A 24,832-nucleotide genomic window follows, 5' to 3' on the forward strand; every position below is an offset into this window, starting at 1 on the left:
GCACCGCCATGCCGGTCGCCTGTCCTGGGGGCCGGGCGGTGGGGCTCGGCAGAGCTGGGATGCGGGTTCATGGTGGTGGTCCTTCCGTACCGGTGGCAGCTCCTGCTGCTGGTACGGAACTTAGGGATCGCCCCGTGTCGTCGGCGTCCCCCGCCGGATGGCACCTGCCGCGTACCTCTCACGTATGACAGGGACTACGGGGCACGGCGAAGGGGCCGGTCACCGCACTCCGCGGCGACCGGCCCCTCGTTCCCCCCTGCTTCCCGGCTACTCGCCGGTGAACGCGCGCACGGCGGTCGGCGCGTGGCCGGGCTCGGTCACGATGTCCTCCCACTCGTTGACGGCGTCGATGCCCGCGCCGCTCATCGAGATGTTGGTGACGCGCTCCAGGATCGCCTCGACGACGACCGGCACCTGGAACTCCTGAGCCAGCTTCTTCGCCTCCTCGAAGGCGGGCAGCAGCTGGTCGGGCTCGGTGACGCGGATGGCCTTGCAGCCCAGGCCCTCGACGACCTTGACGTGGTCGACGCCGTAGACGCCCAGCTCGGGCGAGTTGATGTTCTCGAACTCCAGGTTGACCTGGAAGTTGATGTCCAGGTTCCGCTGGGCCTGACGGATCAGGCCCAGGTAGGAGTTGTTGACCAGGACGTGGACGTACGGGATCTTGTGCTGCGCGCCGACGGCCAGCTCCTCCAGCATGAACTGGAAGTCGTAGTCGCCGGAGAGGGCGACGACCTGGCCCTCGGGGTCTGCGGTGGCGACGCCGAGCGCGGCCGGGATGGTCCAGCCGAGCGGGCCTGCCTGGCCGCAGTTGATCCAGTGGCGCGGCTTGTAGACGTGGAGCATCTGCGCGCCGGCGATCTGGGAGAGGCCGATGGTGGTGACGTACCGGGTCTCGGGGCCGAAGGCGCGGTTCATCTCCTCGTAGACGCGCTGCGGCTTGAGCGGCACGTTGTCGAAGTGCGTACGGCGCTGGAGCTTGGCCTTGCGGTCCTGCGTGGAGGCGGCCCACGCGCTGCGGTCGGGCAGCTTGCCCTCCGCCTTCAGCTCCTTGGCGACCTCGACGAACAGCTCCAGGGCGGCCTTGGCGTCGGAGGCGATCCCGTAGTCCGGCGCGAAGATCTTGCCCAGCTGGGTGGGCTCGATGTCGACGTGGACGAACTTGCGGCCCTCGGTGTAGACGGCCAGGTCACCGGTGTGACGGTTGGCCCAGCGGTTGCCGATGCCCAGGACGAAGTCGGACTCCAGGAAGTTCGCGTTGCCGTAGCGGTGCGAGGTCTGCAGGCCCACCATGCCGGCGTTGAGCTCGTGGTCGTCGGGGACGATGCCCCAGCCCATGAGGGTGGGGATGACCGGGGTGCCGGTCAGCTCGGCGAACTCCAGGAGCAGGTCGGAGGCGTCGGCGTTGATGACACCGCCACCGGCGACGATCAGCGGGCGCTCCGACTCCAGGAGGAAGGAGATCGCCTTCTCGACCTGCGGGCGGGTCGCGACCGGCTTGTAGACCGGGAGCGGCTGGTACGTCTCGGGGTCGAACTCGATCTCGGTGAGCTGCACGTCGATCGGCAGGTCGATGAGGACCGGGCCCGGACGGCCGGAGCGCATCAGGTGGAAGGCCTCCTGGAACACGCCCGGGACCTGCGCGGCCTCCAGGACGGTGGTGGCCTTCTTGGTGACCGGCTTGGCGATCGACGCGATGTCGACGGCCTGGAAGTCCTCCTTGTGGAGCTTCGCGACCGGGGCCTGGCCGGTGATGCACAGGATCGGGATCGAGTCCGCGATGGCCGAGTAGAGGCCGGTGATCATGTCGGTGCCGGCGGGGCCTGACGTACCGATGCAGACGCCGATGTTGCCGGCGTTGCTGCGGGTGTAGCCCTCGGCCATGTGGGACGCGCCCTCGACGTGGCGGGCGAGCGTGTGCTTGATCCCGCCGCCGACCTGGAGGGCCTTGTAGAAGGGGTTGATCGCCGCGCCGGGCACGCCGAACGCGTGGCTGACGCCTTCGCGCTTGAGGATCTCAACAGCCGCGAGGGCGGCGGTCATACGGGGCATCGGGTCACTCCTGTGCTTCAGGCCGGTTTTCCGTAATGCGGAATAACTGTTCTGCTATGTGGAAGCAACATAGGATGCGGAGGTGTCGCCGTCAAGGGAGGAGTCCACGGATCGGGAGCGGCGCGGGTGGAGGACCGCACAAAGCGGCACACGGAGGCACGCGGTGGAGTCCACGGATCGAAACGTCGACAGAAAAGACGCGAAGTGCCTGCCAAGGCTTCACAGTTGGTGTGACCATGGAATGACACAGCGCATCAGTCGTTCATGCGTTCCCGCGTTCACGCCCGGTCGCGCGCCGCCGGACGTGCCCGCCGGACGAGATGTCCCGGAGGTCGCCCCATGGGAAGCAGCGTGCCGGTGCGGTGCCCCGCCTGCCGCCGTGACCACGCGTACGAACCGCCCGTCTTCCCCTGCGCGTGCGGCGCGCCGCTGGCCCCGCCGCTCCAGCGCGACGCACCGGCGCAGACCGTCACGCACCGCACGTGGACGGACTCCTGGGTGACGGTCCGCTGCGAGTCGTGCGGCCGCAACGACCAGTGGCCCCAGCCGGAACTGGGCTGCGGCTGCGGTGCGGTCCTGCGCATCCCGGTCCGGCCCGCCCCCACCGTGCCCCCGACCGCGGAACCCGCTGGGCGGCCTGCGATGCGGCCCGAGTCGCTCCGTACGGACGAATCGGTGACCGCGTCGGCCTCGGACGTCGGAGCGGGCCCGGGCGTCGGCGCGGGCCCGGACACCGGCGCGCACCCGGATGCCGGAGCGGACGCGGGCACCCCGCGGGAGCGCTCCCGCGCTCCCCGGCCGCCCTTCCGCCCCCTCACCATCCGCACGGCCCGGGACGCGGTCACCGCCGCCGCGCTCTACCTCAAGTGGCTCGGCTTCCGGGGCATCCTCCAGTCCCCGGAGCACCCCGCGTCGGGCATCGACCTGCGGGCTCCGGGCCTGGTCGCGCAGGTCGACCCGAGCACGGAGCCGTCCACGCTGCGCGACGTGGAGTGCCTGTGGCTGCACGGGCTGAACCAGTCGTCCGTCGCGGTCTTCTTCTCCCTCACGGGTTACGAACCCGCGGCCCGCGCCCGCGCGGAGGAACTGGGCGTCCCCCTGTTCGTCCTCGACCTCACCGGCACCCCGAAACCGGCCACCCGCGCCGCCGACGACCTGGCGGGCAGCAGTACGGGCACGGGCGGCTAGCGGGACGGGCGGCCTGCGGGCACGGGCGGCTAGCGGGACGGGCGGCCTGCGGGCACGGGCGGCTAGCGGGACGGGCGGCCTGCGGGGGCGGGCCGGGTGCAGGCCCCGGGGTCCGCGCGATACTCGACACATGTCAGCACTTCGCCCCCGGCCGCAGACCCGGCCCGTGCCCGTCGGGGCGCACCCCGCGATCCGCCTCGCCCTGGCCGCCGAGCTGCCCCCGCTCCAGGACATCGAGAGGGCGGCCGGCGAGCCGTTCCGGGACCTCGGCATGACGGAGATCGCGGACGACGACCCGCCCGCACTCGACCTCCTGACGACCTATCAACTCGACGACCGCGCCTGGGTGTTCACCGACTCCGACGGCACACCCGGCGCGTATCTCATCTGGCAGGAGGTGGACGGCGCGGCCCACATCGACCAGGTGTCCGTCCACCCCCGCCTGGCCCGCCGGGGCGCGGGCCGCGCGCTCATCTCCCACCTGGCGCAGGAGTCCGGCCACGCCGCCCTCACCCTGACCACTTTCGCCCAGGTCCCGTGGAACGCCCCGTACTACACCCGCCTGGGCTTCCACACCCTCAGCGACGCCCAACTCACCGACGGCCTGCGGGAGATCGTCGCCGAGGAGTCCTCGATGGGCCTCGACCGCTGGCCGCGGGTGTGCATGCGGCGTGACGCGGACCGCTTCCCGCAACCCTGAAGGTTCAGTGACCCTGCTGGTTCGGCGCGTACGTCGGCTGGCCGCCGTAACCCGGCGCGACGCCGGTCGGGGCGGTCGACACCGGGGCCTTCTTGGTCGCGCCGATCGCCACCGACGCCGACGCGACCAGCAGGCCCACGCCCGCGAGGGAGATCGTGATGCCGGTGTTCTCGGCGCCGTTGGACCAGGTGTAGGTGTTGGGGCCCTGGGTCTGGCAGCGCTGCTTGGTGGTGGAGCCCGCGTCGGCGCCGCAGACCCACTCCAGGTTGTGCTCCTTGCGGGCCTTCTCGTCGTCCTCCTCGATGAAGCCGTAGAGGAGGAGGCCCAATCCGGCCACCATGAACAGGACTTGAAGGGTTCTCGCCACTGGGTGCATGAAGTGCTCTCGCCTCGTCGGGGCCGTTCGCAGACAGATGGGGGTCCGTCCGCGCCCCGTGAACGCGCACGCCGAACGACCGGCGCGTGCACCCCCGTGTCACGTGTCCCCCGGCCCGTATCCTGACGCAGCGGCCCCGTCCGGGCAAGGAGTGCGCGGACGGGGCCCGGGCGCGTCAACTGCCGTACTGCTCCCTCAACTCCACCTTGCGGACCTTGCCGCTGACCGTCATCGGGAAGGCCTCCAGGATCTCCACCCGGCGCGGGACCTTGTAGTGCGCGAGCCTGCCCTCGCAGTACGCGGCGAGCTCCTCCCGGGTGGGCGGGTCGGCCGGGTCGCGGGGGACGACGCAGGCCAGGATCTCCTCGCCGTAGCGCGCGTCGGGGATGCCGACCACCTGGACGTCGGAGATCTTCGGGTGGGCGTGGAGGAACTCCTCGATCTCGCGCGGGTACACGTTCTCGCCACCGCGGATGATCATGTCCTTGATGCGGCCGACGATCTGGAGGTACCCGTCCTCGCGCATCGTGGCGAGGTCGCCGGTGTGCATCCACCGCCCGGCGTCGACGACTTCGGCGGTGTGGTCCGGGTCCTCCCAGTACCCGAGCATCACGCTGTAGCCGCGGGTGCACAGCTCGCCCGAGGTGCCGCGCCGCACAGTGGTGCCGGTGGCCGGGTCGATCACCTTGACCTCCAGGTGCGGCAGGACCCGGCCGACGGTGCCGGTGCGGCGCTCCAGATCGTCGTCGCGGCGGGTCTGGGTGGAGACCGGGGAGGTCTCCGTCATGCCGTAGCAGATGGACACCTCCGCCATGTGCATCTCGGCGACGACCCGCTTCATCACCTCCACCGGGCACGGCGATCCGGCCATGATCCCGGTGCGGAGCGAGGTCAGGTCGTACGAGGCGAAGTCGGGCAGGTTCAGCTCGGCGATGAACATGGTCGGCACGCCGTACAGCGAGGTGCAGCGCTCGTCCTGGACCGCGCGCAGGGTGGCGGCGGGGTCGAAGGAGGGCGCCGGGATGACGACGCAGGCGCCGTGCGAGGTGGCGGCGAGGTTGCCCATGACCATGCCGAAGCAGTGGTAGAAGGGCACGGGCAGGCAGATGCGGTCGTGTTCGTCGTAGCCGACCGTCTCGCCGACGAAGTAGCCGTTGTTGAGGATGTTGTGGTGGGAGAGGGTGGCTCCCTTCGCGAAGCCCGTGGTGCCGGACGTGTACTGGATGTTGATGGGGTCGTCGCAGGACAACTCGCTTGTACGGGATTCCAGTTCGGCTTCCGTGGCCAGTTCGGCGGTGAGCGCGTCCCAGGTGGGGTCGCCGATGTGGTGGACGGAGCGCAGGGCGGGGCAGCGGTCGGCGGCCTCGGCGGCCAGCGCCCGGTAGTCGCTGCTCTTGTGGGTGAGGGAGGCGACGAGCAGGCAGACCCCGGACTGGTTGAGGACGTACGCCAACTCGTGCGAACGGTAGGAGGGGTTGATATTGACGAGGATCGCGCCGATGCGGGCGGTGGCGTACTGGAGGAGCGTCCACTCCGGACAGTTCACCGCCCAGATCCCGACCCGGTCGCCCTTCGCCAGACCCCGGGCGAGCAGCCCGCGCGCCAACTCATCGACATCCGACCGCAGTTGTGCGTACGTCCACCTCCTGCCCGACGGTACGTCGACGAGCGCCTCCCTCTCCGGGAAGGCCTCGGCGGTGCGCAGCAGGTTGGCGCCGATGGTGTCGCCCAGCAGCTCGGTGGTACCGGTGCCGTGGGTGTACGAGAGAAGTCCCTTGTCCAGCACGTCAGTTGACCTTCCGGTCCAGGCCCGCCCAGTAGGGCTCGCGCAGCTTGAACTTCTGGATCTTGCCGGTCGCGGTGCGCGGGATCTCCGCCCGGAACTCCACGGACGTCGGGGCCTTGTAGCCGCCGATCCGCTCCTTGCAGTGGGCGATGATCGCCGCCTCGTCGGCAGTCGCGCCCTCGACCAGGACGACCAGCGCCTTGATGGTCTCGCCCCACTTCTCGTGCGGGACGCCGATGACGGCGACCTCGGCGACGGCCGGGTGGCTGAAGATGGTGTCCTCGACCTCGATGGAGGAGACGTTCTCCCCGCCGGTGATGATGACGTCCTTCTTGCGGTCGGAGATCGTGAGGTGACCGTCGCTCTTGTCGAGGAAACCGCCGTCGCCGGTGTGGAACCAGTCGTCGGCGAGGGCCTCGGCCGTCTCCTCGGGCTTCTCCCAGTAAGCGTCCAGCACGACGTTCGACCGCGCCAACACCTCGCCGTTGTCGGCCACTTGGAGCTTCACACCGAGCGCGGGGATGCCCGCCCGGGACAGCTTGCGGGCGCGTTCCTCGGCGGGGAGGGCGTCGTCGGCGGGCTGGGTGCGGTTGAAGGTGAGGAGGGGTGAGGTCTCGGTCAGACCGTAGATCTGGGTGAACTCCCAGCCCAGCTCCTCGCCCATGCGCTGGATGGTACGGGTGGGCGGCGGAGCCCCCGCACACACCACTCGCACCTTGTCCCGCCCCGGAATCTCGCCGTCCCAGGTCGCGGCGGCATCCAGCACCGCATTCCACACGGCGGGCGCGCCGCACATCAGCGTCACCCCGTGCTCCTCCACCCGCCGCAGGATCTCCGCGCCGTCGACCTTCCTCAGCACCACCTGCTTTGCCCCGAGCCCGGCCATCACGAACGGCATGCCCCACCCGTTGCAGTGGAACATCGGCAGCGTGTGCAGGTAGACGTCCCGCTCCCAGGCGCGGGTGTGCAGGCCGAAGGTGAGCCCGTTCACCCAGATGTTGCGGTGGGTGAGCTGAACCCCCTTGGGCCGGGCGGTCGTTCCGGAGGTGTAGTTGATGGTGGCGGTGGCGTCCTCGTCCGGCCGCGACCACGGGCGCGGTTCGATCCCGTACCGCATCAGCTCGTTGTCGGTCTGCTCGCCGAGCACGAAGCGGTGCCGGGCCTTCACTCCGCTGAGTGCGTCGTCCAGCTCCGGGTCGACGAGCAGCACCTGGGCGCCGCTCTGCCGCACCATGTAGTCGATCTCCTCCGGCTTCAGCCGGAAGTTGATCGGCACGCAGATCCGCCCGCTGGTCGGGACGGCGAACAACAGCTCCAGCATCCGCGCCGAGTTGTGGCTGACGACGGCGATCCGCTCGCCCTCGCCGACGCCCAGCGCGTCGAACCCGGCCTGCCAGGCCCGCACCCGGGTGGCGAGGTCGCCGTACGTGGAGGTGGGGACGGGCAGCGCGGGCTGGAGGGGCTCGTCGATCACGCCGGGGCTGGAGGCGAACCCCAGCTCGGCGCGATCGAGGAAGTCGGAGATGGTCATCGGCGTCCGCATCGTGCTCTCCCTGTGTCGACCGTGGTCGCTACATCCTGTGCCAGTGGCCCGATTCCCACTACCGTTTCTCGTCACTGGACCCGAGCGATTCTGCGTCCAGGACTGCACGTCAGCGGCCCTGGCTAGGCGAGCGCTCGGCCGATCTCGCGGGCCAGTTCGTCGGCCCTCTCGGGGGAGACCCACTCCTCCTCGGGGCGGCCCAGATACCCGAAGACGGCGGGGCCGCGGCGGTCCTCGGGCTGATCGGCCATGCGCGCCACGACATGGAAGTGGACGTGCCCAAAACCCTCCGCCTCCGCGAACTGGACCACGTACGACTTCGCGCACCCGGTGACGGTCCGCAACGCCCGCGACAGGCGCACCTGCCACAGCCCGAGCGAGGCGGCCTCGGCGTCGGTGAGGTCGTGGACGGCGGTGACATGCCGCCGGGGCAGAAGGACGAGCCAGCCGGGCAGGGCCGAATTGAAGGCGTGCACGACCCGCCAGTGCTCGTCGCGGGCAACGCACTCACGGGGCGGAACGTCGGGGAGACGGGCCTCTTGGGCGCAGGGGTAGCAGGCGGGGGTGGTGGACATGGGGCGAGGCTAGGAAGCCGACCATAAGCGCCCCGTATGGGTGCCGCCCGAAGGGCAGGCACCCAGGGGCGCGGGACTGTGTCGATTTGCGGCTCCGCCGCGCGGGCGCGACATCCCGTGCGGGCCCACTTATCCATGCCCCTTCAGGGGCGCGGGGCTGTGTCGATTTGCGGCTCCGCCGCGCGGGCGCGACATCCCGTGCGGGCCCACTTATCCGTGCCCCTTCAGGGGCGCGGGGAACTGCGCGACCAGCCACCCACCCGCACGGAACCGTCCCACTGCCCCGCGGGTTTAGGTGAAGGGGCGGGGCTGGGGACAAACCCGCCCCGGCACCGGGTGCCGACCCGACCCACCCCGCACCGCACCGCACCGCCCCAAAGCGTCAGAACCGCATCAAGTTCCCCCACCCCCCGATCAACACCGCGTCAGGACGCACCCCCACCCCTCCCCCACCCCCCTAGCGTCGGCACGAAACACCGCACCACCCCACCACCCCGAGGAGCCCTCGATGGACACTCCCCACTCCCCCGCCGACGCGGACCCCGACGAACCCTGCCCGGCCGAGGGGCACCCCCATCACCCCCATCCGCCCCTCTACGTCCCCGTCCGCCCCAGCCACTCCGGCACCCCCCACCTCCAGTTCATGCGCACCCCCCTGGGCCACCGCACCGCCGTCGGCTTCACCAGCCCCGCCCGGCTCACCACCACCCTCGGCCCCCACCGCGCCTGGGTCCGGCTGGCCGAGCCCGCGCTCCGCGCCCTCGCCGCGCCGCTCGGCGTCACGGTCCTCACCGTCGACCCCCAACTCACCGCCCCAGCACCGCAGTCGGCCCCGCGCCCGCTGCCCGCGCCCTGGTTCGCCGTCACCGGGATCCACAGCCATGTCGACTGAAGCAAGCGCGGCCACCGCGGCCGGCCTCCTCGACGCCGCCCCCGTCTGGCCCTCCTCCGCGACCCTCGCCCCCGGCGGTCACCTCTCCGTCGCGGGCGTCCCGCTCGCCGAGCTGGCCGACAGGTTCGGCACGCCCCTGTACGTACTGGACGAGCAGGAGGTCCGGGACCGCGCCCGGGCGTGGCGGCGCGCGTTGCCGGACGCCGACGTCGTGTACGCCGCAAAGGCCTTTCTGTGCCGGGCAGTTGTCGACTGGGTACGGGAGGAGGGACTCGGTCTTGACGTGTGCTCGGCCGGGGAGCTGGAGCTCGCGGTGACGCGCGGCTTCGACCCGGAGCGCATCGTCCTGCACGGGAACGCCAAGTCGCCGCAGGACCTGCGGACCGCGCTGCGGTTCGGCGTCGGGCGGATCGTCATCGACTCCGACTGCGAGATCGCCCGGCTCGCCGCCCAGGTCGAGGGGCCGGCCCCGCAGCAGGTCATGGTGCGGGTGCTGCCGGGCATCGAGGCCGGGGCGCACAAGAAGATCCGCACCGGGGCCGAGGGCCAGAAGTTCGGCCTGTCGATCGCGTCCGGCGACGCCGAGGATGCCGTCGCCCGCATCCTGGGCCAGCCCTGCCTCCAACTCGTCGGCCTGCACAGCCACTTGGGTTCACAGATCACCGATCCCGAGCCGTACGGTGCTGCGGTCCACCGCCTGATCGCATTCCTGGCCCGCCTGCGCGAGCGGTACGGGATCACCCTCCCCGAGCTGGACCTCGGCGGCGGCTTCGCGGTCGCGTACCGGCCGGGCGATCCGGCCCCCGCCCCGGCCTCGTACGCACGCAGCATCACCCACCAACTCACCAGCTCCTGCGCCGAGTTCGACTACCCGGCGCCCCGCCTGACGGTCGAGCCGGGCCGCTCCCTGCTGGCTCCGGCCGGGGTCGCCCTGTACCGGGTGCTGTCGGTGAAGCGGTCGGCGGGCAGTGTCTTCGTCGCCGTCGACGGCGGCATGGGCGACAACCCGCGGCCCGCCCTGTACGGCGCCCGCTACACCGTCCGCCTCGTCGGCCGCCCCGAGTCCGCGCGGATGCGTACGACGACGGTGGTCGGCCGCCACTGCGAGGCGGGTGACGTCCTGGCCGAGGACGTCGAGCTCCCGGCCGACGTGCGCCCCGGCGACGTGCTCGCGGTGCCCGCGTCCGGTGCGTACCACTTGTCGATGGCCTCGGGCTACAACCTGGTCGGCCGGCCGCCGGTGGTCGCCGTACGGGACGGCCGGGCGCGTCTGCTCGTACGCCGCGAGACGTACGACGACCAGCGCAGGAGGGACGTGGGGCTGTAGCCCCAGGACCCGCCTGCCTTACGGCGCCTTGGTCCCGTAGAACTGCCCGAACCGTACGTCCTGCTTCGCCGCCCCGCTCAGGATCGCCAGCGTCCTGGCGCCCTCCTCCTCGACCTCCGCCCGCTGCCTATGGCTCAGCGGTGCGAAGGGCTCGACGAGGAGGGTGGCGGAGTCGTCCCGCTTCGACTCCTCCAGCCGCCAGATCCCGGCGATGAGCCCGTCCACGTGGAGGGTGCAGTAGCTGACGTTCCCGTACCAGGTGCGCGTCCTGTACTCGGCCGGGCCGACCCGGGTGCGGTCGGCGTGGGAGAGCAGGAGGTTGTCGTACTCGGGCAGGAAGCGGGGCGGCGCGGGGGTGTCCGCGTCGGGGCGGGGCGCGTCGGGCAGGTCGAAGAGCTCGACGCCGTTCTCGTCGCGGAAGGTGAGGAGGTCGGGGCGGAGCCGTTCGAATGCGGTACGGAGCCGGGTCAGCCCGCACCAGGTCTGCATGTCCTTGACGGATGCGGGACCGTACGCGTCGAGGTAGCGCAGCACGGTCGCGTCCAGCAGTTCCTGCGTGTCCTCGTCCGTGAGTACGGGTTCGGGCCGGCCGAACCAGGACCCGGCGCCGGTGAGCTCGACCTGCCCGCTCTCGCCCCACAGTCCGCGCGGGGTCGCCTGGAGGGCGGGCAGGGCGCAGCGGGCGACGGTCGCGAGGGCCTGCGGATCGGCGTCCGGCCACTCGGTGAGGAGGAGCTCGCGGAGCTCCTTGAGCGGGCGGGGCCGCTCGTCCAGGAAGGGCCGGGCGAGGGCGGCGACCCGGTCGCCGTCGACGCCGGGTAGCCGCCCCAGGAACATGCGCAGCTCACGGTCGACGACCGGCTGGACGAGGGGGCGCAGGGTGAGGGCGTCGTCGGCGGTGAGGGTGTGGATGGTGGAGCGCATGCTGACGATCCGGGCGACCTGCCGGGTCCGCATCAGTTCCGACAGCTCCTGGGGGTCGAAGCCTTCGAGGCGGGCGGCGAGGGAGTAGTACGGGGGCCGGGTGTTCTGCGCCTGGAGGCCGACGAGGTGGTGAACGGCGTCCTTGACGGGCCTCGCGTCCCGCTCCAGCAGCAGCTGCCGCGCGAGCGTGGCCCGCCCGAGGGCGCGGGGGCCGAGAACGGGGGCGGGGGCGGGGGCGGCGAGGGCGGTGGTCCGCCGGGGACGCTCGTTCGTCTTCGTCATGCCTCTCACTGTGCCCGCCCTTGCGGACAGCTTCGGTCCGCAACGCGTGCTCGCCCCGTACGAGACCACAGAGCACACCTCTCGACCTGCACCCCGGCCCCCGCCTCCCGCGCCCACCGCGCCAGCCCCCTTCACCCCATATATCCTGCTTCGTGATCCGCTGCCCGGCGGACGCGGACCATGCCCGGAAACGGACGAGGGAGGCGGACACCCCCATGCCGGCCAAGAAGCGCACGTGGCGCCGCCAGCCCGCCCTCGCTCCCGCCCCGCCCACACCCCCCGCTCCCTCGGCAGGGCACCGGAAGCCCGCAACCCCGCACGACCACGGCAGCGTCGTGAACGCCGCCCTCTACCGCGAGGGCATCCGCGTCTCGACCCCCGACTCCCTGGCCGAGACCTTCCGCCAGCTGCGCGAACACCCGGACGGCATGGCCTGGATCGGCCTGCACCGCCCGACGGAGTCCGAACTCCACTCCCTGGCCGAGGAGTTCGACCTGCACCCGCTGTCCATCGAGGACGCCCTCGAAGCCCACCAGCGCCCCAAGCTGGAGCGCTACGGCGAAACCCTCTTCGTCGTCCTGCGCGCCGCCCGCTACCTGGACGCGGCCGAGGAGGTCGACTTCGGCGAGCTGCACGTCTTCGTCGGCCACGACTTCGTCATCACCGTCCGCCACGGCGCGGCCCCCGACCTCTCCGCCGTCCGCCGCCGCATGGAGGAGACCCCCGAACTCCTCTCCCTCGGCCCCGAAGCCGTCCTCTACGCCATCCTCGACGCGGTCGTCGACGGCTACGCCCCCGTCGTCTCCGGCGTCCAGAACGACATCGACGAGATCGAGACCGAGGTCTTCCGCGGCGACCCCGAGGTCTCCCGCCGCATCTACGAACTCTCCCGCGAGGTGGTGGAGTTCCAGCGCGCCACCCGCCCCCTGATCGGCATGCTGAACGGCCTGATGGCGGGCTTCACCAAGTACCGCACGGACGAGGAACTCCAGCGCTACCTGCGCGACGTCGCCGACCACGTCACCCACACCAGCGAGCGCGTGGACGGCTTCCGCCAGGCCCTGACCGACATCCTCACGGTCAACACGACCCTGGTAACCCAGCAACAGAACGCGGAAATGCGGGCGTTGGCCGTCGCGGGCTTCGAGCAGAACGAAGAGATCAAGAAGATCTCGGCCTGGGCCGCCATCCTCTTCGCCCCGACCCTCGTCGGCACGATCTACGGCATGAACTTCGACAACATGCCCGAACTCAAATGGGGTTGGGGCTACCCCTTCGCCATCGGCCTGATGGCCCTCGTCTGCGGCGGCCTCTACGTCGTCTTCAAACGGCGCGGCTGGCTGTAGCGGCCTCCGCCCGAGCCGGGCTCGCGCTCGCGGAGGCGCATACCTGAAGCGACCGCCGTCAGAGCTGGGAACCCGGTTCCAGGTAGCGGTAGTTGGTGCCGCCTTCCGCCTCCAGCCAGCCGTTCGCGCTGGCCAGGCCGCGAGGGTTGAGTTGGGCGTCGTGGATGCCCAGTGCGCGGGACGGGTTGACGGTGCGGGTGAAGTCGATGGACTCGCTGAGGCGCATCCAGGGGGCGTGGAGGGGGACGAGGAGGGTTTCGACCGGGGTGGAAGGGACGTGGAGGGAGTCGCCGGGGTGGTAGACGGATCCCTCGATCAGGTAGCCCAGGTTGGCGCAGTCCGGGAGGTCGCCGTAGATGCGGGCGTGGGTGCCGCCGTGGGTCGTGATGCGGAAGCCCGCGGCGGTGAAGGTGTCGTTCGGGGTGACTTCGGTGAAGTCCAGGTCGGGGAGGGCGGCGCCCTTGGGGGCGTAGAGCGGGAGGTCGAGGCCCTGGAGGTGGGAGGGGTCGATGTGGTCGGCGTGTTCGTGGGTGATCAGGACCGCGTCCGCGCCGCGGAGGGCTTCGGGTTCGCTCCAGGTGCCCGGGTCCACGACCAGGACGCCGAGGTCTTCCCGTTCGAGGCGGATGCAGGAGTGGGTGTACTTGGTGAGGCGCATGGGGCAGACGTTATGGCCGCGGCAGCGCCTCAACAAGCAACTCCCGTCAGGTTGTGGGGCGTTCTCCCAGTTCGCTGCCCGCGAGCCAGGCGGACCAGGGGAGGTTCCAGTCGCCGTAGCCGTTGCCGAAGTGATCCATCGGCTTGCCGGTCGTGCCGGTGACCTCGATGACGTCGCCGACGCGGCTGAGGTTGTAGAGCCACTTGGCGTCGGCGTCGGACATGCCGATGCAGCCGTGGCTGACGTTCTCCTTGCCGAAGGACTCCGCGTTGTCCGGGGCGGCGTGGATGTACTCGCCGCTGATCGTCTCGCGCATGCTCCAGTTGTACGGGTCGTAGTAGCCGTCCGGGCTGTTGCGCGGGATGCCGATGGTGCGGGAGTCCATGACCACGCGGCCGTCCTTGGAGAGGATCGTCTTGATTCCCTCGCGGGTCTTGAAGCGCTTCTCGCCGCCGCTGACGGGTATGGTCCGGAGCGTCTCGCCGTTGCGGATCACGGTCATGGTGTGGGCGGCCAGGTCGACCTTGTTGATCATCGAGTCGCCGGTGGTGAAGGTCAGCCTGCGGTCGCGGTCGACCGCCGTGCCGCCTGCGAGCTTCACGTGGGAGAGGCGGGCGTCGAGGGTGACCTTGGTGTTGGCGGGCCAGTAGTGCTCCGGGCGGAAGTGGACCAGGGTGTCGCCCTTGGACTCCGTCCAGTGCCAGGCCCCGGTGAGCGGGGTCGAGGTGGTGACCTTGAGGGTGCCCTCGATGCCGGCGCGGAGCGACTTGTCGACCTTCTGGCCCTTGAAGACCAGGGCGAGGGGCTGGCCCACGCCGACCGTCGAGCCGTTCAGCGGCGCGAGCTGCGGGGCGACCGTGCGGCGGGGCGCGGCCAGCTTCTCGGCGGGCGGGGCGGGCTTCGCGGTCGGGGTGGGGGTCGCCGAGGGCGCCTTGTGCTCGACGTCGGCGACGACGGCGTTCTCCGCGGGCGCCAGCGCGCGGGTCCCCTCGCCTCCGCAGGCGGTGGCGGCAAGGGTGAGCGCCGCCACCGCGACGGGGGTGCGGACGGCGGACGTGACGGTGCGGCGCATTCTTCCTCGTACCTCTGGGGGACCCGGCCCGGTCGGGGTTCGGCCGGTCGGCCCTTCACGGTAGGAGGCGCCCCGCACCGCCTCCGGCTGCCGAAGGTCCCGAATCGGACGCCGATGGGCCCGAATCGGACACCGGCGGGGCCTGTCCCGTCTCCTCGTCCACTTCTCGTACGAGATCCAGGGCGCGGCCCAGCGTGTCCAGGCGGGCGGCGAGGGTGTCGCCGGAGGGGTAGAGGCGGATCGTGGTCACGCCCGCGTCGCGCCAGTCGCGCAGGCGGGAGCGGACCCTCTCGGGGGTGCCGATCAGGGTGGTGCCGAGGACCATGTCGTCGGTGACGCGGGCGGCCGCGCCGTCCCGGTCGCCCGCCTGCCAGCGGGCCCGGACTTCGGCAGCCACCTCGGCCCAACCCTGCCGGGAGTAGGCGTCGTTGTAGAAGTTGGTGCTGCCGGAGCCCATGCCGCCGAGGCTGAAGGCGAGTTCCTTCTTCCGGCCCGCGAGCATGGTGGTGAGTTCGTCCTCGTCGCGGGCGAAGGCGACTTCGGCGCCCTGGCAGACGTCGAGCGCCGTACGGTCGCGGCCGGCGGCGGCCAGGCCCGCGTCGAGGTGGTCGAAGTAAGCGGTGCGGGAGCCCTCGGGGACGAAGCTGGTGCCGAGCCAGCCGTCGGCGATCTCCCCGGTGAGGTGCAGCATCTTCGGCGAAAGGGTGGCGAGGTAGACCGGGAGGTCGTGCTCGGCGCGGATCGCCAGCCGCATGGGGCGGGCCTCGCCGCCGGGGAGCGGGATGGTGAAGGCGGTGCCGGAGTGGTCGATCTTCTCCCCCGCCACCGCCTGCCGGACGATCTGCACCGTCTCGCGCATCCGGGCCAGCGGGCGGGCGAACGGCACCCCGTGCAGCCCCTCGATCACCTGCGGCCCCGACGGCCCGAGGCCCAGCAGGAAGCGGCCTTCGGAGAGCCGAGAGAGCGTGAGCGCCGCCTGCGCGATCGCGACCGGGGTGCGGGTGCCGAGCTGGATGATGCCGGAGCCCAGCAGGATGCGCTCGGTACGGGCGGCCAGGAATCCGAGCGGGGACGGCGCGTCCGCACCCCAGGCCTCGGCGACCCAGCACATGTCCAGGCCCAGCTTCTCGGCCTCGGTGACGAAGTCCACGGTCTCGCGCCAGTCGCCGGACGCGGCCTCGACGGTGGTGGCGGTGCGCAGCATCAGCGGTCCGCCTCTCCCGGGTTCCCGGACTCCCCCGGGCTGCCAGAATCCCCCGGGCTCCCGGACACCCCCGGGCTCCCGGACACCCCCGGGCTCCCGGACACCCCCGGGCTCCCGGACGCCCCCGGGGTGTTCTCCGCGAGCTCCTTGAGTGCCCCGAGCGTCCGTCCCATCCCCGCCTCGAACTCCTTCATCCGTACGAACACGATCTTCTGCTCCTTCTCGGGCATCCGGTCGATCGCGTACGAGAGCCCCGAGCGCCCCGGACCGAGCCGCACCCACTGGGTCAGCAGCGTGCCGCCGCGTTCCGGGTCCTCCGAGAGGGTGAACTTCCAGAGCGCGGAGGGGACTTCGGGATCCTCCACCGCCCAGGCGAAGACCTTGCCGGGTTCACACTCGACGACGTACGACGTGGTCTGCCACTCACCGAAGGAGGGGTGCTGGTTGTGTCCGCCGAAGCGGGCACCGAGCGTGGGCCCGGTCGCGCCGTCGAGCCATTGCACGGACCGCAGTTCGGCGCTGGTGCGCGGCATCAGCGTGATGTCGCTGGCCAGTCGCCACACCGTCCGGGGCGGGGCGTCGATCCAGACGGCTTCCTGTGCGGTCGGCCCGTCCGCGTACCGCGCACCCGTCCACTCCATGACCACGCTCCCTCAACTCCGCCTCGGGGAAGGGCTGTTGAAGGAGGATACGCACAGACATACCGTCCGGTCAGTAGGGCGGTCCGGATGGGCGGGACGGATGGGCGGGACGGCCTCAGTCCGTGTGCTTCCAGCGCGCCCAGAACGGCAGCACGAACCAGCACAGCAGATACCAGGCGAACACCCCCGCAACCAGCCACGGCGCGAACGCGTTGTGCGTGGCCACCCGCATCACGAGCAGCAGCGCCGAGCACAGCGTGGCCAGCAGCAGGACCAGACCGAGGAAGGTCAGCCGGGAGGCCCAGATGACGGCCTTGTGCTTGATCCGGCGGCCGGAGACGATCCGGTGGAAGGAGACCGGCCCGATGAGTGCGCCGGTGGCCGTCGAGCCGAGGACCACCGTGAGGATGTAGATGGTCTTGTCGGTCTGGGCCAGCTCCTGGAAGTGCGGGGTGAAGACCACCGTGAGCAGGAACCCGAAGAGGATCTGCACCCCGGTCTGGGCCACCCGGATCTCCTGGACCAGCTCCGACCACTGCCGGTCGGCCCGCTCGGCCTCGCTCTCGGAACGGCCCCGGGGGTGGTCCTCGCCCTCCTCGGGCCGCAGCCCGGCTCTCCTGTCGGGCACCTCGTCCGTCACGTCCCGGCCCTCCTCGCGCCCACTCGCCGTCGAGCGGCAGGACTGCTCACCACCGGGCGGCAGGACTGCTCGCCGCCGAGCGGCCCGCCCGCCCGTTTCGGCCATGCAATCGAACGCATACCCTTTCGAGCGACAGCTATGAGCTCGACGAACGCCCTCACTCGCCGCCCGGCTCCTACCGGAGCGGGGTGAATGAGCGCGGGGACGGCAAAAATTGTCGTACGGCAACTGTGGCACCATGACCCACGGAACGCCCGTTCGGAAGTGAGCTGGTCGTACCGGGGCCGCTCCCTGCGCGCGGGCCGGTGTCGAGCAAGTCACAAAGGGGTGGGGCAGACCATGGGAACAACGGGTTCCGAGACGGGCGGACGTTCCGGCCTCGGCGAAGCGGCGGACGCCGCGGTGCCGGTCGCGGGTGCGGCGGTTCCGCAGGCGGGCGGTCCGGCGGACACCGGTGCCAGTGCGGCGACGACCGGCACAGCACCGGCCGTAGGCGCGGGTACGACCGATTCGGGCGCAGCAGGCACAGGCTCTGCGGGTTCTTCTCGTACGGAAGCCACCGCCGCCACCGACACCCCCGCGCCGCCCTCCCGTACGAGCCGGGCCAAGACCCCCCGCAGCCGTACGGGCAAGGCCTCCGCCAAGCCCCGCGCCACCCGCACCGCCGCCGCCGCTAAGACCGCAGCGCCGGGCGGCACCGCAGCGACCGCCCCGGTCGTTCCGGTCGTTCCGGAGGCCACCGCCCCCGCCCGTCCCTCGCGCGCCGCGCAGGGCAAGCCCTCCCCGGCCGCAACCCTGCCGAACGGGCACGCCCCGCACCCCGACGGCTCCGTCGGCGAGCCCGAGCTGCGCCAGCTGCTGGCCGGGCTGACCGCCGTACGCGACGGGGACTTCGGCACCCGGCTGCCCGACGACCGCGACGGCCTGCTCGGCGAGATCGCGCAGGTCTTCAACGGCATGGTCGACCAGCTCTCGCTCTTCACCTCCGAGGTGACCCGCGTCGCCCGCGAGGTCGGCACCGACGGGCGGCTCGGCGGGCAGGCCGAGGTGCCGGGCGTCGACGGCACCTGGAAGGACCTCACCGACTCCGTCAACGCGATGGCGGGCAATCTGACGACCCAGGTGCGTGACATCGCCCAGGTCGCGACGGCCGTCGCCAAGGGCGACCTGACCCGCAAGATCGACGTGGACGCGCAGGGCGAGATCCACGAGCTGAAGAACACCATCAACACGATGGTCGACCAGCTGTCCTCCTTCGCGGACGAGGTCACCCGTGTGGCCCGCGAGGTCGGCACCGAGGGGCGGCTCGGCGGGCAGGCCGACGTACAGGGCGTCTCCGGCACCTGGAAGGACCTCACCGAGTCCGTCAACGTCATGGCGAACAACCTCACCTCCCAGGTGCGGAACATCGCCCAGGTGACCACCGCCGTCGCCAAGGGCGACCTCTCGCAGAAGATCCGCGTCGACGCACGCGGCGAGATCCTGGAGCTGAAGGAGACCATCAACACGATGGTCGACCAGCTCTCGGCCTTCGCCGACGAGGTCACCCGTGTGGCCCGCGAGGTCGGCACCGAGGGCAATCTGGGCGGCCAGGCGACCGTGCGCGGCGTCTCCGGCACCTGGAAGGACCTCACGGACAACGTCAACGTGATGGCGTCCAACCTCACCGGCCAGGTGCGCTCCATCGCGCAGGTCGCGACCGCCGTCGCCAAGGGCGACCTCTCGCAGAAGATCAACGTCGAGGCGAAGGGCGAGGTCGCCGCGCTGGCGGGTGTGATCAACACCATGGTGACGACCCTCTCCGCCTTCGCGGACGAGGTCACGCGTGTGGCCCGCGAGGTCGGCACCGAGGGCATCCTCGGCGGCCAGGCGCACGTCCCGCACGTCGCCGGTACGTGGAAGGACCTCACCGACAACGTCAACTCGATGGCGAACAACCTCACCGGGCAGGTCCGCAACATCGCCCAGGTGACCACCGCCGTCGCGCAGGGCGACCTGACCCGCAAGATCGACGTCGACGCGCGCGGCGAGATCCTGGAGCTCAAGACCACCATCAACACGATGGTCGACCAGCTCTCCTCCTTCGCCGCCGAGGTCACGCGTGTGGCCCGCGAGGTGGGCTCCGAGGGCCGGCTCGGCGGCCAGGCCGAGGTCGAGGGCGTCTCGGGCACGTGGAAGCGCCTCACCGAGAACGTGAACGAACTGGCCGGGAACCTCACCCGCCAGGTCCGCGCCATCGCCGAGGTGACCAGCGCCGTCGCCGAGGGCGACCTGACCCGCTCCATCACCGTGGACGCGTCCGGCGAGGTCTCCGAGCTCAAGGACAACATCAACTCGATGGTGGAGTCCCTGCGCGAGACCACCCGCGCCAACCAGGAGCAGGACTGGCTCAAGACCAACCTGGCCCGCATCTCCGGCCTGATGCAGGGCCAGCGCGACCTGACCGTCGTCGCCGAGCTGATCATGGACGAGCTGACGCCGCTGGTCGGCGCGCAGTACGGCGCCTTCTACCTGGCGCACGACACCGGCCGCACCCCTCAGCTCGAACTCATCGGCTGGTACGGGCACTTCATGGGCTCGAAGGACCGTCCGGTCCGCTTCGAGCTGGGCCAGTCGCTGGTCGGGCAGGTGGCGCGCAGCCGCCGTACGATCGCCGTCGACGAGCTGCCGCCGGGGTACGTCACCGTGTCGTCCGGCCTCGGTTCGACCGATGCGCGCAGCCTGCTCGTGCTGCCGATCGCCGTCGAGGGGCAGGTGCTCGGCGTGATCGAGCTGGCCTCGGTGGGCGGGTTCACGCCGGTGCACCGGGACTTCCTGGAACAGCTGATGGAGACGGTCGGCGTCAACGTCAACACCATCGTCGCCAACGCGCGCACGGACGAGCTGCTCGGCGAATCGCAGCGCCTGGCGGCCGAGTTGCAGTCGCGCTCGGAGGAACTCCAGTCGCAGCAGGAGGAGTTGCAGCACTCCAACGCCGAACTGGAGGAGAAGGCGGCCCTCCTGGCGTCCCAGAACCGGGACATCGAGGCGAAGAACCTGGAGATCGAGCAGGCGCGGCAGGAGCTGGAGGACCGCGCGCAGCAGCTCTCCATCGCCTCGAAGTACAAGTCGGAGTTCTTGGCCAACATGAGCCACGAGCTGCGCACCCCGCTCAACTCCCTGCTCATCCTTGCCCAGTTGCTCGCCCAGAACCCGACCCGCAATCTCTCCCCCAAGCAGGTCGAGTACGCGGGGGTCATCCACTCGGCGGGCTCCGACCTGCTCCAGCTGATCAACGACATCCTCGACCTGTCGAAGGTCGAGGCGGGCAAGATGGACGTCAACCCGGAGCCGGTGGGGCTGCGCAAGCTCCTCGACTACGTGGAGGCCACCTTCCGGCCGATGACCGCGCAGAAGGGTCTCGACTTCCGGATCAGCGTGGCGCCGGGTGCCCCCGCCGAACTGGTCACGGACGACTCCCGGCTGCGCCAGGTCCTGCGCAACCTCCTCTCCAACGCGGTGAAGTTCACCGAGGCGGGCGCGGTGGAGCTGCGCATCGACCCGGCGATCGGCGCGGACCTGCCGCAGCTGGTGCGCCCGCACGGCCCGGCGGTCGCGTTCCGCGTGATGGACACCGGCATCGGCATCGCCGAGCAGCAGCTCGAAGCGATCTTCGGGGCCTTCCAGCAGGCCGACGGCACGACCAGCCGCAAGTACGGCGGCACGGGCCTCGGCCTGTCCATCAGCCGCGAGATGGCCCATCTGCTGGGCGGCGCGATCCAGGTCACCAGCACCCCCGGCGAGGGCTCGACCTTCACCCTCTACATCCCGGTGGCCCGCTTCGAGTCCCCCGCCGCGTACGCCGACCCGGCGGTCAAGGACAAGGAGCGCGAGGTGACGGCGCTCGGGGTGCCGGCCCCGGCCGTTCCCGCGCAACAGCGCAGGCTCCTGGTGATAGAGGACCGGCCGCGCGGGCTGCTGTCGCTGGTCGCGGAGAGCGCGGTGTCGGAGCTGGGCGACGGGTCGCTGCCCGACGCGCGGGGCCCGGTTCATGTACGTACCGCAGTCGGCCCCGAGGAAGCGGCGGCGGCGCTCGCCTCCGACCCGTGCCACTGCGTCGTCATCGGCCTGGACATGCCCGACGGCTCCGCCATGCGCCTGCTGGCCGCCCTGGACGGCGACCCGGCCCTGCGCCAGGTGCCCGTCCTGGCCCACCACACGCGCCCGCTCGAAGCGTCCCACGAGCGGCAGATCCTCGAGTGGTCCCGCTCCAAGCCGCTCGAACTCCTGCCCAGCCTGGACGAGTTGAGGGAGCGCATCGCCCTGCACCTGACGGCGGAACGCCCCGCCGACGTCCTGCCGCTGGTCCGCCCGGCCGCCCTGCCGCCGGAGGTGGCGCGCCACGCGGAGCCCTCCCCGGACGGCGGCCTGGACCTTTCCGGCCGGGTCGTCCTGGTCGTCGACGACGACGCCCGCAACGTCTACGCCCTCACGGGCATCCTCGAACTCCACGGGATGCGCGTCCTGCACGCCGACAACGGCCGCAAGGGTCTGGAGGTGCTCGCCCTGCACGGCGGGGTGGAGCTGATCCTGATGGACGTGATGATGCCGGAGATGGACGGGTACGCGGCGACGGCGGCGATCCGCGCCATGCCGGAGCACGCGGACCTGCCGATCATCGCGGTGACCGCGAAGGCCATGGAGGGCGACCGGGACAAGTGCCTGGCGGCGGGCGCGAGCGACTACATCACGAAGCCGGTGGACGCCGGCGACCTGGTGTCCCGCATGCGCACGTGGCTGGCCCGATGAGCGGGGAGCACGTGCCGGACCCGGGGGGCCTCACGGAGGGGGCCGGGACCAGGGGCGCGACGGGGCTCACGGGGGAGCCCGGGGCCCCGGACACAACGGACCTCACGGAGGAGGAGCCCGGAGCCCTGGACACGATGGACCTCACCGGGGAGCCCGGAACCCGCGACACGACGGACCTCGCGGAGGAGCCCGGAGCCCTGGACACGCCCGGCCGGGCACCCTCCAGGCCCGGCCCGCCGGTGCCCGGCCCGGCCGCGCCGCACAGGGGCCCGTCGAGCGACCCGGCCGACCTTCCCGGCGCAGGCTTCCTCGCAAGCCACCCGCCCTACGGAACGGATGCCGCACCCGGCACCAACCCCGCCGACCTCCCCGGCGCAGGCTTCCTCGCGAACCACCCGCCCCACGGAACGGACCCCGCCCCCGGCACCGGCCCCACCCCGTCCGCCCGTTCCGCCGCACCCGGAGCCGTTCCCTTCCCCTCCGCTCGCGGCGCGCACCCCTCGCCCCGGCCGCTGGATGCCCTCGCGTCCACCATCGAGCAGTTGCGGCGGGATCTGACGCTCGCCCAGGAGTCCGCCGACGCACGGGCGTTGATCGGGATCGCCACCGGAATCCTCGTCGAGCGCGGGCAGGGCGGGCCCGCCGAGGCCGCCCTGCATCTGGAGCGCCTCGCCGAGTCGGCCAGGGTGCCGCTGCTCGAGCTGGCGGCCGACATCGTCAACGGGGCCGCCGGGGACCATGTGGCGGAGGCCCTTCCCGTGTCCGCGTACCCGTCGCCGTCCGCGTCGGACACCGGCACCAAGCCCGGTACCGTGCTGCGGCTGCGGGCCGCCGAGACCGGCTCGATGACCGGCGACGCGCAGACCGCCGCCCAGTCCCTGTTCGAGCAGGCCCTCGCCCCGCTGGGCGCGAGCGCGCTGGCACTGTGGGCGGCCGGACGCGACGGCGCGCTGATACTGGCCGGGCACGCGGGCTTCTCGCGCGGCGAGGCCGAGCGCTGGCGATACGTTCCGCCGGGCGTCGGGACCTGGTCGCAGCAGGTGCTGACCGAGCGCCGCCCGCGCTGGTACGGGACGCTGCCGCCCGGCACCCCCGGCATCGGGCTGCGGCACGGCACCGACGGGGCGCGCAGCATCCTGCCCGCCGAGGTGGGCGGCCGCATCCTGGGCGTACTGGAAGTGTGCTGGCCGCAGCCGCAGCCGCCGCTGACGACCGCCGCGACCCGGCAGCTCGACGCCCTCGCGGACCTGTGCGCGCACACCCTGCCGGGCACGGACGTGTCGGCCGAGTCGGCCGGCTGGCCGCCGGACGAGCAGGCGGGCCCGCTCGCCGACCTCGCCGACGGCCTCCTCGACCCGGCCCTGGTGCTGCTGCCGCTGCTGGACGACCGCAACGAGGTGGTCGACTTCCACATCGCGTACACCAACGAGCGCTTCGCCGACCTCGCGGGCCGCTCCCGGGCCGTACTGACGGGCATGCGCTGGCTGGAGGCGTACCCACTGAGTGCCCATCAGGGCGGGCTGTACGAGCACCTGTTGAGGGTGCATGCGACGGGCGAGCCGTTCCGGGCGGGGCGGATGACGCTCAACTCCCAGGTGGACGAGGTGCCGTTGGTGTCGGTGGCCTCGGTCGGGGTCGGCCGGTACGGCGACAGTGTGCTGCTGAGCTGGCGGCTGGAGGACGAGGCGTCCCGGCTCGCTTCCCTGCTCCAGCACGCCCAACGCCTGGGCCGCATCGGCGGGTTCGAGGAGAACGCCGTCACCGGTGACATCCTCTGGAACGGCCAGCTCTTCACCCTCTTCGGCCTGCCGCCCAGCTCCTCCCCCGTACCGCTGGAGCGTCTGCACCACCACGCGCACGACGACGACTCGGTGGCCATCGGCCGCTTCCTGCGCACGCTGCTGCACCACCGCCACTCGGCGTCCGCGGCCTTCCGGCTGCGGCGTGCCGACGGGGTGATGCGGCACATCCGTATCGTCGCCGAACCCGTCACCGACCCCGCCGGGAACATCCTCTCCGTACGGGGCGCCTACCAGGACGTCTCCTCCCAGCACTGGACCGAGGTGGCGCTCGCCGCGACCCGGGACCGGCTGGCGGACTCCGAGGAGCAGTCGGCGGCCCGCTCCCGGCTGGCCCTCCAGCTCCAGCAGGCGATCATGCCGCCGACCCGGGACGCGGTGGACACCGCCGGGCTGCTGGTGGCCGTGCGCTACCGGCCCGCCGAGGAGGAGCACCTGGTCGGCGGCGACTGGTACGACGCGGTGGCGCTGCCCACCGGCAAGGTGCTGCTGGCCGTCGGCGACGTCGCCGGGCACGGCATCGACGCGGCGACCGGCATGGTCGTGCTGCGCAACGCCCTGCGCGGGCTCGCCGCTACGGGCGCGGGCCCGGCCCAGCTGCTCGGCTGGCTGAACTCGGTGGCCCACCACCTCACCGAGCAGGTCACCGCCACCGCGATCTGCGGTGTGTACGACCCGCAGACCCGGCTGCTGCGCTGGGCGCGGGCGGGCCACCCGCCGCCGGTGCTGGTGCGCGACGGGGCGGCTGCGGCGCTGCCGATGCCGCCGGGCATACTGCTCGGTGCGGTCGGCGAGGCTCCGTACACGGAGAACGACCTCGTGCTGGAGCCGGGCGACCGGCTGCTGATGTACACGGACGGGCTCATCGAACGGCGCGACCGCACGGTCCAGGAGTCCCTGGAGCAGCTGCTGTCGCTGGCGGGCACCGCCCCGCCGGAGCTGGAGAAGCACCTGGACCGGCTGCTGACCCACAGCCGCTCGGACACCGACGACGACACGTGTCTGATCGGCATCGAGGTCCGCTGAACCACCCGCCCTT

The 24,832-nt window shown here is 71.7% G+C and carries 18 protein-coding genes; 7 read left to right on the forward strand and 11 right to left on the reverse strand.

Annotation, left to right across the window (positions count from 1 at the left end; all coding sequences use genetic code 11):
* Window positions 1-267: 267 nt before the first annotated feature.
* Window positions 268-2,052, reverse strand: a complete 1,785-nt coding sequence (gene gcl, locus IE269_RS12145; protein WP_189822885.1) for a glyoxylate carboligase — start codon at window positions 2,050-2,052, stop codon at window positions 268-270.
* A gap of 339 nt (window positions 2,053-2,391) precedes the next feature.
* On the opposite strand from gcl, the gene IE269_RS12150 reads away from it, so the two are divergent.
* Both IE269_RS12150 and IE269_RS12155 read left to right on the forward strand, forming a co-directional pair.
* Window positions 2,392-3,240, forward strand: a complete 849-nt coding sequence (locus IE269_RS12150) for a hypothetical protein (RefSeq protein ID WP_189822886.1) — start codon at window positions 2,392-2,394, stop codon at window positions 3,238-3,240.
* A gap of 130 nt (window positions 3,241-3,370) precedes the next feature.
* A complete protein-coding gene (locus IE269_RS12155; protein WP_189822887.1) occupies window positions 3,371-3,940 on the forward strand; it encodes a GNAT family N-acetyltransferase in 570 nt (189 codons plus the stop codon).
* A 4-nt stretch (window positions 3,941-3,944) separates the two neighbouring features.
* On the opposite strand, the gene IE269_RS12160 is transcribed toward IE269_RS12155, so the two are convergent.
* From IE269_RS12160 to IE269_RS12175, 4 genes are all read right to left on the reverse strand, one after another.
* The gene (locus IE269_RS12160) at window positions 3,945-4,307 is read right to left on the reverse strand and encodes a hypothetical protein (protein WP_189822888.1); all 363 of its coding nucleotides are present in this window, start codon (window positions 4,305-4,307) and stop codon (window positions 3,945-3,947) included.
* Window positions 4,308-4,491: 184 nt separating this feature from the next.
* On the reverse strand, window positions 4,492-6,102 hold the full coding sequence (locus IE269_RS12165) for an AMP-binding protein (RefSeq protein ID WP_189822889.1): 1,611 nt from the start codon (window positions 6,100-6,102) through the stop codon (window positions 4,492-4,494).
* Between the two features lies 1 nt (window position 6,103).
* Window positions 6,104-7,645: an AMP-binding protein gene (locus IE269_RS12170; protein ID WP_189822890.1), complete on the reverse strand. Its 1,542-nt coding sequence runs from the start codon at window positions 7,643-7,645 to the stop codon at window positions 6,104-6,106.
* Window positions 7,646-7,767: 122 nt separating this feature from the next.
* On the reverse strand, window positions 7,768-8,220 hold the full coding sequence (locus IE269_RS12175) for an HIT family protein (RefSeq protein WP_189822891.1): 453 nt from the start codon (window positions 8,218-8,220) through the stop codon (window positions 7,768-7,770).
* 508 nt (window positions 8,221-8,728) lie between these two features.
* Here IE269_RS12175 and IE269_RS12180 point away from each other — a divergent pair.
* Both IE269_RS12180 and lysA read left to right on the forward strand, forming a co-directional pair.
* The gene (locus IE269_RS12180) at window positions 8,729-9,112 is read left to right on the forward strand and encodes an SAV_915 family protein (protein ID WP_189822892.1); all 384 of its coding nucleotides are present in this window, start codon (window positions 8,729-8,731) and stop codon (window positions 9,110-9,112) included.
* Window positions 9,102-10,439 (forward strand): diaminopimelate decarboxylase, encoded by a 1,338-nt coding sequence (gene lysA, locus IE269_RS12185; protein ID WP_189822893.1) that lies wholly within the window; start codon window positions 9,102-9,104, stop codon window positions 10,437-10,439. Before IE269_RS12180 ends, lysA begins: the two co-directional genes overlap by 11 nt.
* An 18-nt stretch (window positions 10,440-10,457) precedes the next feature.
* On the opposite strand, the gene IE269_RS12190 is transcribed toward lysA, so the two are convergent.
* Window positions 10,458-11,645, reverse strand: a complete 1,188-nt coding sequence (locus IE269_RS12190; protein WP_189822894.1) for a winged helix DNA-binding domain-containing protein — start codon at window positions 11,643-11,645, stop codon at window positions 10,458-10,460.
* 215 nt (window positions 11,646-11,860) lie between these two features.
* Between IE269_RS12190 and IE269_RS12195 the strand changes: the two genes are divergently transcribed.
* The gene (locus tag IE269_RS12195; protein WP_189822895.1) at window positions 11,861-12,991 is read left to right on the forward strand and encodes a magnesium and cobalt transport protein CorA; all 1,131 of its coding nucleotides are present in this window, start codon (window positions 11,861-11,863) and stop codon (window positions 12,989-12,991) included.
* Window positions 12,992-13,049: 58 nt separating this feature from the next.
* Here the strand turns inward: IE269_RS12195 and IE269_RS12200 are convergent, their stop codons facing one another.
* The 5 genes from IE269_RS12200 to IE269_RS12220 form a co-directional block, all read right to left on the reverse strand.
* Window positions 13,050-13,649, reverse strand: a complete 600-nt coding sequence (locus IE269_RS12200; RefSeq protein WP_189822896.1) for an MBL fold metallo-hydrolase — start codon at window positions 13,647-13,649, stop codon at window positions 13,050-13,052.
* A gap of 46 nt (window positions 13,650-13,695) precedes the next feature.
* Window positions 13,696-14,721, reverse strand: coding sequence for a L,D-transpeptidase (locus IE269_RS12205; RefSeq protein WP_189822897.1), 1,026 nt, complete (start codon window positions 14,719-14,721; stop codon window positions 13,696-13,698).
* A 55-nt stretch (window positions 14,722-14,776) separates the two neighbouring features.
* The gene (locus IE269_RS12210; protein ID WP_189823299.1) at window positions 14,777-15,922 is read right to left on the reverse strand and encodes an LLM class flavin-dependent oxidoreductase; all 1,146 of its coding nucleotides are present in this window, start codon (window positions 15,920-15,922) and stop codon (window positions 14,777-14,779) included.
* A gap of 2 nt (window positions 15,923-15,924) precedes the next feature.
* On the reverse strand, window positions 15,925-16,566 hold the full coding sequence (locus tag IE269_RS12215) for an SRPBCC family protein (protein ID WP_189822898.1): 642 nt from the start codon (window positions 16,564-16,566) through the stop codon (window positions 15,925-15,927).
* A gap of 115 nt (window positions 16,567-16,681) precedes the next feature.
* Window positions 16,682-17,194 carry a DUF6328 family protein gene (locus IE269_RS12220; RefSeq protein ID WP_438817550.1) on the reverse strand — a complete coding sequence of 171 codons (513 nt, stop codon included), beginning with the start codon at window positions 17,192-17,194 and terminating at the stop codon, window positions 16,682-16,684.
* 351 nt (window positions 17,195-17,545) lie between these two features.
* Here IE269_RS12220 and IE269_RS12225 point away from each other — a divergent pair, with 351 nt between their 5' ends.
* Entirely contained in the window at window positions 17,546-21,994 is a 4,449-nt protein-coding gene (locus IE269_RS12225) for a HAMP domain-containing protein (RefSeq protein WP_189822899.1), read from the forward strand.
* Window positions 21,991-24,819: a SpoIIE family protein phosphatase gene (locus IE269_RS12230; protein WP_229897589.1), complete on the forward strand. Its 2,829-nt coding sequence runs from the start codon at window positions 21,991-21,993 to the stop codon at window positions 24,817-24,819. The genes IE269_RS12225 and IE269_RS12230 overlap by 4 nt, the downstream gene beginning before the upstream one ends.
* Window positions 24,820-24,832 lie beyond the last annotated feature (13 nt).

Origin of the sequence: Streptomyces spiroverticillatus, from assembly GCA_014650415.1 — a bacterium.
Lineage (GTDB): Bacteria > Actinomycetota > Actinomycetes > Streptomycetales > Streptomycetaceae > Streptomyces > Streptomyces spiroverticillatus.

Excerpts from the sequence above, each read along its gene's own strand:
- gcl (WP_189822885.1), bottom strand. The coding sequence starts at position 2,052 with ATGCCCCGTATGACCGCCGCCCTCGCGGCTGTTGAGATCCTCAAGCGC.
- IE269_RS12150 (WP_189822886.1), top strand. The coding sequence starts at position 2,392 with ATGGGAAGCAGCGTGCCGGTGCGGTGCCCCGCCTGCCGCCGTGACCAC.
- IE269_RS12155 (WP_189822887.1), top strand. The coding sequence starts at position 3,371 with ATGTCAGCACTTCGCCCCCGGCCGCAGACCCGGCCCGTGCCCGTCGGG.
- IE269_RS12170 (WP_189822890.1), bottom strand. The coding sequence starts at position 7,645 with ATGCGGACGCCGATGACCATCTCCGACTTCCTCGATCGCGCCGAGCTG.
- IE269_RS12175 (WP_189822891.1), bottom strand. The coding sequence starts at position 8,220 with ATGTCCACCACCCCCGCCTGCTACCCCTGCGCCCAAGAGGCCCGTCTC.
- IE269_RS12180 (WP_189822892.1), top strand. The coding sequence starts at position 8,729 with ATGGACACTCCCCACTCCCCCGCCGACGCGGACCCCGACGAACCCTGC.
- lysA (WP_189822893.1), top strand. The coding sequence starts at position 9,102 with ATGTCGACTGAAGCAAGCGCGGCCACCGCGGCCGGCCTCCTCGACGCC.
- IE269_RS12190 (WP_189822894.1), bottom strand. The coding sequence starts at position 11,645 with ATGACGAAGACGAACGAGCGTCCCCGGCGGACCACCGCCCTCGCCGCC.
- IE269_RS12195 (WP_189822895.1), top strand. The coding sequence starts at position 11,861 with ATGCCGGCCAAGAAGCGCACGTGGCGCCGCCAGCCCGCCCTCGCTCCC.
- IE269_RS12200 (WP_189822896.1), bottom strand. The coding sequence starts at position 13,649 with ATGCGCCTCACCAAGTACACCCACTCCTGCATCCGCCTCGAACGGGAA.
- IE269_RS12205 (WP_189822897.1), bottom strand. The coding sequence starts at position 14,721 with ATGCGCCGCACCGTCACGTCCGCCGTCCGCACCCCCGTCGCGGTGGCG.
- IE269_RS12215 (WP_189822898.1), bottom strand. The coding sequence starts at position 16,566 with ATGGAGTGGACGGGTGCGCGGTACGCGGACGGGCCGACCGCACAGGAA.
- IE269_RS12225 (WP_189822899.1), top strand. The coding sequence starts at position 17,546 with ATGGGAACAACGGGTTCCGAGACGGGCGGACGTTCCGGCCTCGGCGAA.
- IE269_RS12230 (WP_229897589.1), top strand. The coding sequence starts at position 21,991 with ATGAGCGGGGAGCACGTGCCGGACCCGGGGGGCCTCACGGAGGGGGCC.